The sequence below is a fragment of the Thalassotalea sp. 273M-4 genome, from assembly GCF_041410465.1.
Classification (GTDB): Bacteria; Pseudomonadota; Gammaproteobacteria; order Enterobacterales; family Alteromonadaceae; genus Thalassotalea_A; species Thalassotalea_A aquiviva.
Genome location: NZ_CP166961.1, coordinates 2,683,917 through 2,699,638, shown reverse-complemented (window position 1 = coordinate 2,699,638; position 15,722 = coordinate 2,683,917). Strand labels below are relative to the sequence as shown.

General features: G+C 43.2%; 6 protein-coding genes, 3 rRNA genes and 1 pseudogene. 6 read left to right on the top strand and 4 right to left on the bottom strand.

What is annotated here, in order from left to right:
* The first annotated feature begins 217 nt into the window (after positions 1–217).
* Positions 218–2,389 carry a fatty acid oxidation complex subunit alpha FadB gene (fadB, locus tag ACAY00_RS12050; protein ID WP_371373978.1) on the top strand — a complete coding sequence of 724 codons (2,172 nt, stop codon included), beginning with the start codon at positions 218–220 and terminating at the stop codon, positions 2,387–2,389.
* 17 nt (positions 2,390–2,406) lie between these two features.
* Positions 2,407–3,570 carry an acetyl-CoA C-acyltransferase FadA gene (gene fadA, locus ACAY00_RS12045; RefSeq protein WP_371373976.1) on the top strand — a complete coding sequence of 388 codons (1,164 nt, stop codon included), beginning with the start codon at positions 2,407–2,409 and terminating at the stop codon, positions 3,568–3,570.
* Between the two features lie 123 nt (positions 3,571–3,693).
* Here the strand turns inward: fadA and ACAY00_RS12040 are convergent, their stop codons facing one another.
* A complete protein-coding gene (locus tag ACAY00_RS12040) occupies positions 3,694–4,437 on the bottom strand; it encodes a hypothetical protein (RefSeq protein WP_371373974.1) in 744 nt (247 codons plus the stop codon).
* A gap of 678 nt (positions 4,438–5,115) precedes the next feature.
* Between ACAY00_RS12040 and ACAY00_RS12035 the strand changes: the two genes are divergently transcribed.
* The 3 genes from ACAY00_RS12035 to rrf all read left to right on the top strand — a co-directional run bounded on the left by ACAY00_RS12035 (position 5,116) and on the right by rrf (position 10,348).
* A 16S ribosomal RNA gene (locus ACAY00_RS12035) occupies positions 5,116–6,655 on the top strand.
* 586 nt (positions 6,656–7,241) lie between these two features.
* Positions 7,242–10,131 (top strand): 23S ribosomal RNA (locus ACAY00_RS12030).
* 102 nt (positions 10,132–10,233) lie between these two features.
* Positions 10,234–10,348 (top strand): 5S ribosomal RNA (rrf, locus tag ACAY00_RS12025).
* Together the 16S, 23S and 5S rRNA genes form the textbook arrangement of a ribosomal RNA operon.
* 524 nt (positions 10,349–10,872) lie before the next feature.
* On the opposite strand, the pseudogene ACAY00_RS12020 reads toward rrf, so the two are convergent.
* Positions 10,873–11,084, bottom strand: a pseudogene (locus tag ACAY00_RS12020) (transposase); the annotation flags it as partial.
* 422 nt (positions 11,085–11,506) lie between these two features.
* Positions 11,507–11,779 (bottom strand): hypothetical protein, encoded by a 273-nt coding sequence (locus tag ACAY00_RS12015; protein WP_371373972.1) that lies wholly within the window; start codon positions 11,777–11,779, stop codon positions 11,507–11,509.
* Positions 11,780–12,311: 532 nt separating this feature from the next.
* Between ACAY00_RS12015 and pssA the strand changes: the two genes are divergently transcribed.
* Positions 12,312–13,655, top strand: a complete 1,344-nt coding sequence (gene pssA, locus ACAY00_RS12010) for a CDP-diacylglycerol--serine O-phosphatidyltransferase (RefSeq protein WP_371373969.1) — start codon at positions 12,312–12,314, stop codon at positions 13,653–13,655.
* 137 nt (positions 13,656–13,792) lie between these two features.
* Here pssA and ACAY00_RS12005 read toward each other — a convergent pair whose 3' ends face one another.
* Entirely contained in the window at positions 13,793–15,631 is a 1,839-nt protein-coding gene (locus ACAY00_RS12005; protein WP_371373966.1) for a M14 family metallopeptidase, read from the bottom strand.
* Positions 15,632–15,722: the final 91 nt, after the last annotated feature.

Below are 15,722 nucleotides of genomic sequence, written 5' to 3'. Positions count from 1 at the left end.
TTGGCAGGTTTTTTTTTGCCTAAATTATGGGTTGTAAAGGGGGGGATTTAAAAATCAAACAGCGATTTCAAACGTACGTTTAAAAAAGGTTGATTTGCTCATAAAGACAAGGCAAACTCAGTAGTTAACAAAAAAATAACGATTAACTAGAAAAAATAAACAACAAACGTTTGCAACCAATACAACAAGATTTCTCAAATAAAGGAAGGAGTTAGGCATGATTTTTCAAGGCAATAGCCTCTATGCCAAATTACTCGACGAGGGTATCGTTGAGTTGTGCTTCGATTCGAAAGGGTCGGTTAATGCGCTCAATCTTGCAACCTTGCAAGAATATAAAAAAGCAATTCAAGCCATTGCGCAATGTGAACAAGCTAAAGGCGTTCTAGTCACTTCAAGTAAACCTACTTTTATTGTTGGCGCTGATATCACCGAATTTACCGAAATGTTTAAAACACCGGACGATGAAATTGCAGGGGTTTTTAAATCCAGTAGTGACATCTTTGACATGTTTGAAGACTTAAACATACCAACGGTGGCGGCAATAAACGGTATCGCGTTAGGTGGTGGTTGTGAAACCGCCTTAGTGTGTGATTTTCGCGTCGCTAGTACGGCGGCCACCATAGGTCTTCCTGAAGTGAAGCTTGGTCTTATGCCTGGCTTTGGTGGTACGGTACGTTTACCCAGAATAATTGGTTTAGATAATGCGCTTGAATGGATGACAACAGGCAAAGCATACAAGGCTGCGCAAGCATTCGATTATCGAGCCGTTGATGCCTTAGCTGAGCCCGATAACTTACTTGCTGTCGCCACTTCCATGTTAAAAGATGCGATAGCCGGCGAACTCGATTGGCAAGCTCGTAAACAGCTCAAAATGCAACCGATTCCTTTATCAGATCTTGAACTGTTAATGAGTATTAGTACAGCCAAAGGAATGGTATTTGCCAAAGCTGGCAAACATTATCCAGCACCGATGTCGATGGTTAATTTATTAGAGCAATCAGCTGGCCTCGATAGAAAAGGCGCCATGTTATTGGAAAACTCAGCCTTTGGTGCACTTGCGAAAACCACGGCGGCAGCAGCCCAAGTGGGTATATTTATGTCAGATCAGGTGGTTAAAGGTAAAGCCAAAAAAGCGGCGAAAGCATTAACCAAACCGATCAACAAAGCCGCGGTATTAGGGGCCGGCATTATGGGCGGTGGCATCGCTTATCAGTCTGCTTATAAAGGCACTCCAATTGTCATGAAAGACATTAACCAAGATGCATTAAATTTAGGTTTAACAACGGCATCAGGCCTGTTAGCCAAACTTGTTGAACGTGGCCGCATTGACGTGAAAAAAATGGCTTCAACGTTAACCAATATCACCCCAAGCTTAAGTTATGACACGATTAAAGATGTTGATGTCGTAGTTGAGGCTGTAGTTGAAAACCCTAAGGTTAAATCATCGGTGCTCGCTGAAGTCGAGTCTGTTGTCAATAAAGATGCCGTCTTAACGTCTAACACATCGACAATTTCTATTAATTTATTAGCGCAATCTCTACAACAACCAGAACGTTTTTGTGGGATGCACTTTTTTAATCCAGTTCATAAAATGCCATTGGTTGAAGTGATTCGTGGCAAAGACACCAGTGATGACACAGTCGCTACCGTGGTTGCCTATGCCGCTAAAATGGGCAAATCGCCCATAGTGGTTAACGATTGCCCTGGTTTTTATGTCAATCGAGTTTTATTCCCTTACTTAGCGGGCTTTAGTTTGTTGTTAAAAGAAGGGGCTAAATTTGCTGATATTGATAAGGTCATGGAAAAAGAATTTGGCTGGCCAATGGGGCCTGCTTACTTATTAGATGTTGTTGGTATCGATACGGCCGCGCATTGTATTGATGTTATGGCTCAAGGGTATCCAACTCGCATGGCAAAAATGGACAATGATCCCATTAACGCCTTGTATCAGGATAATCGTTTGGGACAAAAAAATGGTAGCGGTTTTTATCAACATTCTAAAGATAAACGAGGTCGCCCACAAAAGGTCATCAGCGAATCAAGTGTGTCACTACTTAAACCTATGTGTGCCAATAATGTTGACCTATCAGCAGATGACATTATTGCAAGAATGATGATCCCAATGATTAATGAAACCATTCGTTGTTTGGAGGAGGGCATTGTTGATAGCGCCGCTGAAGCCGACATGGGTCTTATTTATGGTTTAGGATTCCCTCCATTTAGAGGTGGGCCAATTCGTTATCTCGAAACACTTGGTTTAGAAGCATTTATCGCATTGGCCGATAAGTATGCACACTTAGGCGAAATTTATCAGGTCACCGACGGTTTACGCGCGATGGCAAAATCTGGTCAATCCTATTTTTCTACCGATGTTAAAACAACAGCTTAATGGAGTCGGAAAGAGTTATGAATGAAGTCGTTATTATTGATTGTATCCGCTCTCCTATGGGGCGTTCAAAAGGCGGGATGTTTCGCAATGTGCGAGCGGAAGAATTGTCTGCCACCTTAATGCAGCAAATATTGCTACGAAACCCTAAGTTAGATCCAAAAGAAATTGATGATGTTATCTGGGGCTGCGTCAAGCAAACTAAAGAACAGGGTTTTAATATTGCCCGTAATGCTGCTTTATTAGCAGGGATTCCCAAAACTGTACCAGCGATTACCGTCAACCGCTTATGTGGATCATCAATGCAAGCTTTGCATGATGCCTCACTGTCGATAATGGCAGGCCAAGGGGATGTATTTCTTATCGGTGGGGTCGAGCATATGGGGCACGTACCTATGATGTACGATGTCGATTTTGCTCCGGCGATGGCTAAATATATGGCTAAAGCGTCTGGAAATATGGGACTGACAGCCGAGATGCTTGGCCGTCAACACGGTATTAGTCGCAGAATGCAGGATGAATTTGGTTCTCGTTCACACCAAAAAGCCTTCGAGGCCCAAATGCAAGGACGATGGCAGCGAGAAATTGTGCCGGTAGAAGGGCATGATGAGTTAGGCGCTCTAAAAGTATTTCAACAAGATGAGGTTATTCGCCCCGATTGTAGTATCGACTCGTTGTCTAAACTTCGACCGGTTTTCGATCCAGCTAATGGAACGGTTACAGCGGGCACTTCTTCAGCGATCTCTGATGGTGCCAGTGCCATGCTTGTTATGTCAGCAACCAGGGCCAAAGAATTAGGTTTAGAAGCTCGAGTGAAGGTACGAGGGATGGGCGTAGCGGGTTGCGATCCTGCCATTATGGGCGCAGGTCCTGTACCGGCAACGCATAAAGCGTTACAAAGAGCGGGCCTAACAATTAAAGATATTCAGTTAGCCGAGTTTAACGAAGCTTTTGCTGCTCAAGCGCTGGCCTGTATTAAAACTTTAGGTTTACTCGATGTGATGGATGAAAAAATAAACCTTAATGGTGGCGCTATTGCTTTAGGTCATCCATTAGGTTGCTCAGGGGCGCGGATTTCAACGACCTTGATTAACTTAATGGAACATAAAGACGTGAACTTAGGTTTAGCGACCATGTGTATAGGTTTAGGGCAAGGCATCGCGACCATATTCGAGCGCGCATAAAGTCGAGACCTTAAAGCCATTTAAAAACCAATGATATACAACAAAGAAGGGAAGCAGAGCTTCCCTTCTTATTGAATTGATAAACCTTATATAGTGGGTTATATAACAGAGTGCATAGTCCCGTTAGTGTTTTTCTTCCCACTTAGCAACGAGTTCTTTATCAGCCCCTGCTTTTAATACGCTTTCTAATACGGCATCTTGGTCTAACCCAGAGCCTACCGCCAAATCGATGATATCTCTGATATGTTGTTTATCAGCGTTTTGTACAGCGACTTTTATTACGGCATCACTTTTCTCAGGATGATTGCGAAAAACACTGTTTAATAAGGTGGAAAACATTTCAGGGAGCTCATCAAATGCCATTGATAAGATTTCGATAAAGTCATTGGGGTATGTATCTAACGTTGAATTTACAATGCTAGTTGCCATCACAGGTTTGGTTTTTAACGCCATCCGAACAATATGGTGCCGATCGTCAGGATGTAATTTACTGGCAACAACCACAATATCGTCTGCATAAGCGGGCTCAGCTTTAATCGCAGTTTTAATGACCTTGTCACAGCTATCGACTTGATGAGTTAAAGCAAGACGAATAATATCTTGGCTTAAGGCTGGATTTGCATTGAACGCACCACGAATAATTTGGCGGTATTGTTTAGGATAGTTAGAAAAAGCTTTATTTAAAATAAACTCCTCATAACCTGGGTACCGTTTTAATAAAACACTCACACTACGTTCGATCGAAATATTCTGTTCTACCTGTTTGTCGAGCAATCTTGAGAGAAATTTTTCTTTCGAAGAATATTCATCACATAAACCTGGTCCAGCAAAAATAGCCAAAACGAAGGGTAGGATTAAATACCTCATAACGAACCTTATTAAATTGGTGTTTATTTAACCTCAATATAGCGAACACTTGCATAAAATATCAATGATTTAAGTCAATAGTTAGTAACTGTAAAGTAACTATTTTTAACTTCTGGGTGAAATTTGAGCAGTTGAGCGTGTTTTTGCAAGTTTTGTCGATTTCTTAGCAAAAAACAGTTGACGGCATCCTAAAAATCTCTAGAATGCGCATCCACTTCCACGGGGTTAGGCAACAAGGTTGACAAGCCAAGTGTGAAGGGGGTTTTAAGCAAATCCTGCTTTAAAAACTTTTTCAAAAAAGATTTTAAAAACGGTTGACTTTGAACTTCAGATGCGTAGAATGCGCATCTCGCTTCGGGCAAGGTATGAAGCAAAAAAAGAAGGTTAGCGAATGCGTCTGACCTCGCATCGAAACAAAGCGTTCTTCCATGAACCTTTCGATGTTGGCACATCCAAGTGCTTATCTTTAACAATTAGTTATCATGCAATTTGTGTGGGCACTCACATTAAGATTGATTTACAAAGCTACTAAGTATTTATACCGGTAGCGCATTAACTTAATGATGATGACACACAAAATATATACATATGTTTTATGTAAAGTTTGTTTTTACTTTTAAAGTGAAAACAACCAGCAAATTCATTGAGTCGATTCTTCGGAATCAAAAAACAACTTTTTAATTGAAGAGTTTGATCATGGCTCAGATTGAACGCTGGCGGCAGGCTTAACACATGCAAGTCGAGCGGTAACATTTCTAGCTTGCTAGAAGATGACGAGCGGCGGACGGGTGAGTAATGCTTGGGAATATGCCTTGAGGTGGGGGACAACAGTTGGAAACGACTGCTAATACCGCATAATGTCTACGGACCAAAGGAGGGGATCTTCGGACCTTTCGCCTTTAGATTAGCCCAAGTGAGATTAGCTAGATGGTGGGGTAAAGGCCTACCATGGCGACGATCTCTAGCTGGTTTGAGAGGATGATCAGCCACACTGGGACTGAGACACGGCCCAGACTCCTACGGGAGGCAGCAGTGGGGAATATTGCACAATGGGGGAAACCCTGATGCAGCCATGCCGCGTGTGTGAAGAAGGCCTTCGGGTTGTAAAGCACTTTCAGCGAGGAGGAAAGGTTAGTAGCTAATATCTGCTAGCTGTGACGTTACTCGCAGAAGAAGCACCGGCTAACTCCGTGCCAGCAGCCGCGGTAATACGGAGGGTGCGAGCGTTAATCGGAATTACTGGGCGTAAAGCGTGCGTAGGCGGATTGTTAAGCGAGATGTGAAAGCCCAGGGCTCAACCTTGGAACTGCATTTCGAACTGGCTGTCTAGAGTATTGTAGAGGGTGGTGGAATTTCCAGTGTAGCGGTGAAATGCGTAGAGATTGGAAGGAACATCAGTGGCGAAGGCGGCCACCTGGACAAATACTGACGCTGAGGCACGAAAGCGTGGGGAGCAAACAGGATTAGATACCCTGGTAGTCCACGCCGTAAACGATGTCAACTAGCTGTTTGTGTCTTTAAGACGTGGGTAGCGCAGCTAACGCGATAAGTTGACCGCCTGGGGAGTACGGCCGCAAGGTTAAAACTCAAATGAATTGACGGGGGCCCGCACAAGCGGTGGAGCATGTGGTTTAATTCGATGCAACGCGAAGAACCTTACCATCCCTTGACATCCAGAGAAGTCGCTAGAGATAGCTTCGTGCCTTCGGGAACTCTGAGACAGGTGCTGCATGGCTGTCGTCAGCTCGTGTTGTGAAATGTTGGGTTAAGTCCCGCAACGAGCGCAACCCTTATCCTTATTTGCCAGCACTTCGGGTGGGAACTTTAAGGAGACTGCCGGTGATAAACCGGAGGAAGGTGGGGACGACGTCAAGTCATCATGGCCCTTACGGGATGGGCTACACACGTGCTACAATGGCAGATACAAAGGGCAGCAAGACCGCGAGGTGGAGCGAATCCCATAAAGTCTGTCGTAGTCCGGATTGGAGTCTGCAACTCGACTCCATGAAGTCGGAATCGCTAGTAATCGTGGATCAGAATGCCGCGGTGAATACGTTCCCGGGCCTTGTACACACCGCCCGTCACACCATGGGAGTGGGTTGCAAAAGAAGTAGCTAGTTTAACCTTCGGGAGGACGGTTACCACTTTGTGATTCATGACTGGGGTGAAGTCGTAACAAGGTAACCCTAGGGGAACCTGGGGTTGGATCACCTCCTTACCTTAAGTAGACAACTTAATGAGTACGAAAGTACTGCGAGTGTTCACACAAATAGCATGATAACAATTGATGAAAACTTAAAGATAAGCACTAATGCTTATCTTTGAGTTTTCACTCACATAACTGCCGAATGCGTGCAGATATGACATCTTTAACAATTTGGAAAGCTGATATTAAACCCGGTGTTTGTATCGATAACAACGTGTCGCACGATGTTATCAAATGATATAAGCACCAAAACGAAAACACATTCCTAGTGTTTTCAAAATTGATAATCTATTGATTATCTCTTACTCAAGGGTCGAATTTAGTACATCCGTGTACAATTCGACATTCAAACATCCATGTTTGAAACATTCTTATTGAATGCGTGAAAATGTCAGGCGATACAATTAGTTCGGTTTAGTCACCGAACAGTCCAAGCAAATACGGTCAGTTAATTGGCTGTATTGCGACGGAATTAGGCGCTTCTACAAAGCCGTCAATGTTTTCTCGAAATGCGCATAACGTGTTATGTAATCGAGAGAAAATAGAAGACAATGCCGTAGAAACGACTAGTAACGAGCAAGACCGTTTGGGGTTGTATGGTTAAGTGACTAAGCGTATGTGGTGGATGCCTTGGCAGTTAGAGGCGATGAAGGACGTGTTAATCTGCGAAAAGCTGTGTTAAGCCGATAAAAGGCGTTATAGGCACAGATGTCCGAATGGGGAAACCCACTTGTCGTAAGGCAGGTATCATTAAGTGAATACATAGCTTAATGAGGCGAACCGGGAGAACTGAAACATCTAAGTACCCCGAGGAAAAGAAATCAACCGAGATTTCCTTAGTAGCGGCGAGCGAACGGGAATTAGCCCTTAAGCGGTTTGTAAATTAGTGGAATGCTCTGGAAAGGGCAGCGATACAGGGTGATAGCCCCGTACACGAAAATAAACTTACCGTGAAATCGAGTAGGTCGGGACACGAGAAATCTTGACTGAATATGGGGGGACCATCCTCCAAGGCTAAATACTCCTAACTGACCGATAGTGAACCAGTACCGTGAGGGAAAGGCGAAAAGAACCCCTGTGAGGGGAGTGAAATAGAACCTGAAACCGCATACGTACAAGCAGTGGAAGCCTACTTGTTAGGTGACTGCGTACCTTTTGTATAATGGGTCAGCGACTTATGTTCTGTAGCAAGGTTAACCGAATAGGGGAGCCGTAGCGAAAGCGAGTGTTAACTGCGCGTTTAGTTGCAGGGCATAGACCCGAAACCCGGCGATCTACCCATGGGCAGGTTGAAGGTTGAGTAACATCAACTGGAGGACCGAACACACGTATGTTGAAAAATGCGGTGATGACCTGTGGGTCGGAGTGAAAGGCTAATCAAGCCGGGAGATAGCTGGTTCTCCCCGAAATCTATTTAGGTAGAGCCTCGGACGAATACCATTGGGGGTAGAGCACTGTTAAGGCTAGGGGGTCATCCCGACTTACCAACCCTTTGCAAACTCCGAATACCAATGAGTACTATCCGGGAGACACACTGCGGGTGCTAACGTCCGTTGTGGAAAGGGAAACAACCCAGACCGCCAGCTAAGGTCCCAAAGTCATAGTTAAGTGGGAAACGATGTGGAAAGGCATAGACAGCTAGGAGGTTGGCTTAGAAGCAGCCACCCTTTAAAGAAAGCGTAATAGCTCACTAGTCGAGTCGGTCTGCGCGGAAGATGTAACGGGGCTAAACTATGCACCGAAGCTGCGGATTTGAACTTAGGTTCAAGTGGTAGGGGAGCGTTCTGTAAGCCGTTGAAGGTGTGTTGTAAAGCATGCTGGAGGTATCAGAAGTGCGAATGCTGACATGAGTAACGATAAGGGGAGTGAAAAACTCCCCCGCCGAAAGACCAAGGTTTCCTGTCCCATGTTAATCAGGGCAGGGTAAGTCGGCCCCTAAGGCGAGGCGGAAACGCGTAGTCGATGGGAAACAGATTAATATTTCTGTACTTCTTATAATTGCGAAGGAGGGACGGAGCAGGCTAGGCAAGCATGGCGTTGGTTGTCCATGTGAAAGTATGTAGGCTGAAGAATTAGGTAAATCCGGTTCTTCTTAAGGCTGAGATACGAGACGAGATTCTACGGAATTGAAGTTGTTGATGCCCTACTTCCAGGAAAAGCTTCTAAGCATCAGATTATAAGGAACCGTACCCCAAACCGACACAGGTGGTTAGGTAGAGAATACTAAGGCGCTTGAGAGAACTCGGGTGAAGGAACTAGGCAAAATAGTACCGTAACTTCGGGAGAAGGTACGCTGACTTTGGTGATGGGACTTGCTCCTTAAGCTGAGGTCAGTCGAAGTAACCAGGTGGCTGGAACTGTTTATTAAAAACACAGCACTGTGCAAAATCGAAAGATGACGTATACGGTGTGACGCCTGCCCGGTGCCGGAAGGTTAATTGATTGGGTTAGCGCAAGCGAAGCTCATGATCGAAGCCCCGGTAAACGGCGGCCGTAACTATAACGGTCCTAAGGTAGCGAAATTCCTTGTCGGGTAAGTTCCGACCTGCACGAATGGCGTAATCATGGCCACACTGTCTCCACCCGAGACTCAGTGAAATTGAATTTGCGGTTAAGATGCCGTATACCCGCGGCTAGACGGAAAGACCCCGTGAACCTTTACTATAGCTTGACAGTGAACATTGCTCCTACATGTGTAGGATAGGTGGGAGGCTTTGAAGCAACGTCGCCAGATGTTGTGGAGCCAATCTTGAAATACCACCCTTGTATGCGTGATGTTCTAACCTAGGTCTCTTATCGAGATTGGGGACACTGTCTGGTGGGTAGTTTGACTGGGGCGGTCTCCTCCCAAAGAGTAACGGAGGAGCACGAAGGTTGGCTAAGTACGGTCGGACATCGTACGGTTAGTGCAATGGCATAAGCCAGCTTAACTGCGAGACAGACACGTCGAGCAGGTACGAAAGTAGGTCATAGTGATCCGGTGGTTCTGTATGGAAGGGCCATCGCTCAACGGATAAAAGGTACTCCGGGGATAACAGGCTGATACCGCCCAAGAGTTCATATCGACGGCGGTGTTTGGCACCTCGATGTCGGCTCATCACATCCTGGGGCTGAAGTCGGTCCCAAGGGTATGGCTGTTCGCCATTTAAAGTGGTACGCGAGCTGGGTTTAGAACGTCGTGAGACAGTTCGGTCCCTATCTGCCGTGGGCGTTTGAGAATTGAAGAGGGCTGCTCCTAGTACGAGAGGACCGGAGTGGACGAACCGCTGGTGTTCGGGTTGTCATGCCAATGGCATTGCCCGGTAGCTATGTTCGGAACTGATAACCGCTGAAAGCATCTAAGCGGGAAGCAGGCTTTGAGATGAGTTCTCACTGGGACTTTGAGTCCCCTAAAGGGTCGTCGGAGACTACGACGTTGATAGGTCAGGTGTGTAAGGGTTGCGAGGCCTTGAGCTAACTGATACTAATTGCCCGTGAGGCTTAACCATACAACACCCAAGAGGTTTTAAAGATTGTATGTCTGAAACATCACGCATTGTAAGAATTGAGTAGCGTTTAATATTAGATTTCAAATTGTTTAACAAGTTTTGTCTAGCGACAATAGCGTTGTGGAACCACCTGATCCCATGCCGAACTCAGAAGTGAAACGCAACAGCGCCGATGGTAGTGTGGGAGTTCCCATGTGAGAGTAGGTCATCGCTAGGCTCCTATTCTAAAAGCCCGCTTATTTAAGCGGGCTTTTCTCGTTTTAGGCTTTTGAAACATTCAACCACCTCGCACCCGATGGAGGTCCCATCCTCGGCAACTGCTCCTGCGTTGCTCTACCTCCTGCATCCATGCAGTCGTAAAACATGATGGGATGACGGTGCGTGTTAATACACTCTCCTTGCATCCTTGTAACGTTCTATCCTTAAAGCCTTTTATCCTTGAAGCCTTTAAGCGTTATAGCTCTATAGCCTGCTAAAATCTCAACGAGGTTGCGGCCTCGGCAACTGCTCCTGCGTTACTCTACCGCTTGCATCCATGCAGTTGTTCGCCGCAATGACGGTGCTTGTTAACCATATCGTCATCCTCGCGAAGGCGAGGATCTCCTTCCTTGCCACCTTGCAGCGTTCTATCCTTTTAATACCAATCTCATTAATTAACTTCCAACTTCCAACTTCCAACTTCCAACTTTCAACTTTCAACCAGTCACGAAAACACATTTTCTTTACCCGATCTACATCCGAAATAAACCAATTCAATGCCTCGCAACAGCAATCAACAATGTCATTATAGTTTTTAAATACACGGTTCGATAATTCATGTTGCCTTATCCATTGCCATACCTGCTCTATTGGATTCAACTCTGGTGAATATTTCAATAAGGTAATATTGCGAATTGTTCGGTGAGATGCGCTTGATGCCATGAGGCACCATCGACAATGATCACAGCATGTCGGCTCGGTTTTTTAGCTTTGTAGCTTTGCTGATTGTATTAAGTTATGACACGAACTTAATGTGGCGCTGGCTTAATAATATTGAAATGTTTGGTGAAGGTAGGGCTGCAAAGTTATTAATTGATGACGCTATTTTATGATCAAAAGATGACAACTATATGCCGTGTCGTTGAACACGTCTTTATGTTTATAACGAAAAAGATAGTTTAGATTTGTTAGTGCTATTGATTTGAGGTTATGACTTTTGCTTAAAGGGCAATGGTTGAGTCTTAAATGAGAGTGTTTGGGTAGGGATTTCGAAGAAGAAAATTGTGTAGGAAATAAAAGAAGAGTGAATACTTAGGATTGATTAAATCGTTGTGTGGGCTTCTGGTTTGTATGAAGCCCACGCAAGGATATTTTCAGTAATTATATAAGTTTACTGTTACTTCGAGTTGCGAGCAATTTTGTATTGCTTAGCAAATGCTTTTAGTGGCATACCGTTACAAATAGTTGAGTACTCAACGTATTCGTTATCGCCTAATAGTTTAACTGCAGCTTTCTTAGCCGCTGTAACACCTTCTTTAGCAGCAATTACACATAAGCTGGTTGCTGGTTTTAAATCACCTGGTACAAATTTTACCGGTGTTGAAGATAAAGTTGCGTTAGCACTTAATGAGAATAAAGAGATAGCTAGAGCAAGAGTAGTAGTTTTCATAATAAAATATCCTAAAAATTTATTTAACTTAAAAAAAGTGTTGCTGTTTGAGTTGTGTGTAGTATACCCAGACGATCCTTTAAAGTAAACACTCTAATGTAATTTAATTACAGGATTTTTGTTTTTATTTCTTTTTTTGGTTGTTTTAAATCAAATTAAGGGGGCTGAATGCTGGTTTTGTGTTCTTTTTGCTTTCTTTTTTGATTTGATAATTACATTTTGGGGCGTTTTGCCCTAGTTTGGTGCGTATAGATCTCTATTTTAATAGTAGGATCGATGGACCGTTGCTTTTATAACAAAAAAGCGCGACTTTCTTTTCTGATTTATCAGGTCGAATATAAATCTTTACCTGTTTTTAACGCGTTAGCTGGAAGATGAGGACGTAGTTAGCGTAAATCCTTGCGCTAAATCAGTTGAATACGATCTTTGACGACATATTCGAGCTTAATCCACATAGAATGTGGTTATTTATTTTCTTTTAAATTGCAATTTTGTATATAATCAAACGATAAATAACGAATAATATAGTCAAATGATTTTTTCCCGTAGTACAACATTGTCATTAAAAGATGCAATCCCTCTTTTGCCAGAGAACCTTTCTGTCCTTTATTCGGCTAAAGAGTTCCATCAAGAATTATTATCTCTGATTCGAACGGCTAAAAAGCGAATTTATTTAACGGCTTTATATTTACAAGACGATGATGCAGGGCGTGAAGTGTTGCATGCAATTTACCAAGCCAAGCAAGCCAATCCAGAATTAGACGTTTGCCTGTTTGTGGATTTTCATCGAGCGCAAAGAGGGTTAATAGGCGAAGGTACTTCGTTGGGTAATCGAGAACTCTATTTGTCGTTGTCAGAGCAATATGAACATGACATTAATATTTATGGAGTAGCGGTTAAAAGTCGTGAGTTTTTAGGTGTGTTGCACCTAAAAGGTTTTGTTGTCGATGACGTTCTCTTATTTAGTGGCGCCAGTATCAATAATGTTTATTTGCATGTCGGTGATAAGTACCGCTGCGATCGTTACCATAAATTTGAGAGTAAGGTCTTAAGTAATACCTTTGTTAATTATTTAACAACGTACTTTGTTGGTAATAACTGCGCACCTCGAATTAACCAAACCAATGTACCCTCTAAAAAAGTAATTAAACAACGCTGTAAAAAGTTCAAAGTTGAACTTAAGAATTCTGAATACAAAGTCGAAAATACAGAAAGCGCTAGAGTCCCTTTGAGTGTGATCCCGTTGGTAGGGCTTGGGCCAAAAGCAAACAAACTTAATTTAACTGCGCGCAAAGTGTTTCAAGTGGCCAATTCAAACTTAGTGGTATTTACCCCGTATTTTAATTTGCCTAAATCTTTAACCGCTGACTTACTTAAAGCCTTAAAGCGTGGTGTAAATGTTACCGTGATTGTCGGTGATAAAACGGCTAATGATTTTTACATTACCGATGAAGATAAGTTTTCAACGATAGGCATCGTGCCTTATCTTTATGAGCGCTTACTGGCCATATTTATTAAGAAATACCAAAAGTACATTGATAAAGGTCTGCTTAACATCCGTTTATGGAAGCATGAAAGCAACAGTTATCATTTAAAAGGTGTGGTCGCTGACGATACCTACCACTTAATTACAGGCAGTAACTTAAACCCAAGGGCCTGGAGTCTAGATTTAGAAAATGGCTTGTTGGTAACCGATAAACAGCAACAGTTAAAAGCCCAATGGCACAAAGAACTGGATAATATATTGCAACATACCAATCGCATTAATTCGATTAACGACTTGCAGTCGGTTAAAGATTATCCGGAAAAGCCCAAAGAGTTACTACGTAGAATAAAGTGGACGCAAATAGATCGTATTTTAAAGCGCTTTTTGTAGTTACCTTGCACTAAGAGATTCTGGTTATCTATTGGTTCGGTGCATAACTTAACTTTTCATCTACAGCGCCCTTTATAAAGGGTAAAATAAAAGGCATCAGATACGTTAAATCTGATGCCTTATTTTTTCAAGCGGTGTTATTTTTCAATCAACACCGGATATTTCAAGTATTGGCTATCGTGATATTTACTGCGTTGATAAAACCACTGCATGCGCTGTTGGTCAGAATCTGCATTTGTTTGTAGATTATCTTTATGTTCTCCCACTGCTTGCTTTTGTTTGGGAAATGCTTGCTCAAACTCTTGCTTTAAAGCGCTATCTTGCATAAGCATCCTGCGTGCTAAAGGGGCCACAACATAACTTTCAATGTATTCCGTTCGTTGAAACATTTGATTGAAAAATCCCCAACTAAAAAAGGAATCAGGGCCTCTAGGATCCAATAATGCGACAGCAAGGCGGCCAAGGGGTTGGTCGGTGGATACTTTTACATAAGTCGTATGGGCTTTTGGCTTGGCGTTATTTTCGGTAAAGGTCGCTTTAACGGTTAAATGGCCTTCAAAAGGTGCACTGGCAAATGTTGAGTTTTTGGCACTAAGCTCGAATAAATCATTTGTTGGTAACGAGGCGACTTGGCTTATTTCAATGCCATGAATGCTCAGACGTTCAATGACTTGTTGATGCTCTATGGGGACGTAATAGGCTTTTGGTACATCAACCACAATAGCGGGTTTTCGCGCCCAATATGTCGGAAGGTCTTTATACAACCGGTCTTTACCTGTCCAATCGACGTATTCAATGCCGGTAATCGGGTCTGTTTTAACTTGATAGTCGATACCTAGAAAATCTGCTTTTTCAGGTGTTTCAAAGTCCAAATCCCATGCAAGTGTTTGCTTTTTGGGGCGTTGAGCTTGATCTTTTTCAGTCGCTTGAATCAGTGATGTGTGCTGCTGAGCGAGCAACTCAATCGCACTTTGTAAAAACACATACGTGGCTAACACACGTTGCTTATATGGTTTTAACGAATGGTTTTCAACCAATATGGTGGGCAAATGACGGGTATCGCCCCAACCATTACTGAACCTAACACCTGCGGTCCAACCATAAAGTCCTTTGGCGAAATTTTTCTTTTCTAAACCAAATACCAAAGGGCTGGGTAAATGCCCGTTAGCGAGTAAGTCTTGGTCTACTTTAGGCCTAAAGGTCTGCTCTAACCAATTGCTGATATTTGGAGAGTCGGCATAATGACCATTAAAGCCATAGGTTAAATCGTATTGATAATCTTCACCGTCGGTAACGTGAATGTCGAAGTATAAATCGGGTTGCCAAGTGTTGATCATCCGTATCAGGTGTTGCAATTCAGGCGTATCGATTTTGGCGTAATCGCGATTTAAATTTAAATTTTGCGCATTGGTTCGCCACCCCATTTGCCAAGGGCCGCGCTGGTTAACTCGATTAAACACACTAATGCGTTCATGACCATCAACATTTAAAATGGGAATAAACAGCACGTTTACCTTATTTAATAAGTGCGCTTTATCACCTTTGATAATGTCTCGAAGTAACATTAAACCGGCGTCCTTCCCGTCAATTTCACCAGCATGGATACCAGCTTGAATTAACAAAGTGGGTTTGTTGTTTTGTTGCAACTGCTCTGCGGTTGTGGCGCCATCACTGGATGCGACAAGCATCCAAATATCGCGTTGCTGTGGACTTTTACCAAGAGATAACAGATGCAAACGCGGATCACTGTCAACCAACTTTGTTACATAGGCAAAAGTTTGCTGGTAGTTTGGTGTATCAAAAAGGTCTAATGCTTCTGCTGGGGTTTGCCAAGGGCCGTTGTCTGTTTGCATAAACCCTAAACTTGCACCGCTAAATTCTTTAATTGGGGGCAGTAAGGTGTCGTCGGCGATGGTATGTTTACTTAACAGCAATGAACTCAAGAGTAAGCCGACTATGTTTAATCGAATATTCACTTATTCTCCTTTATAGTGAAAAATATTTGTCGCGATACTATGACAAATTTCTGCTAAATTACCCAGTATCTACAAACATTAAAACAACAAT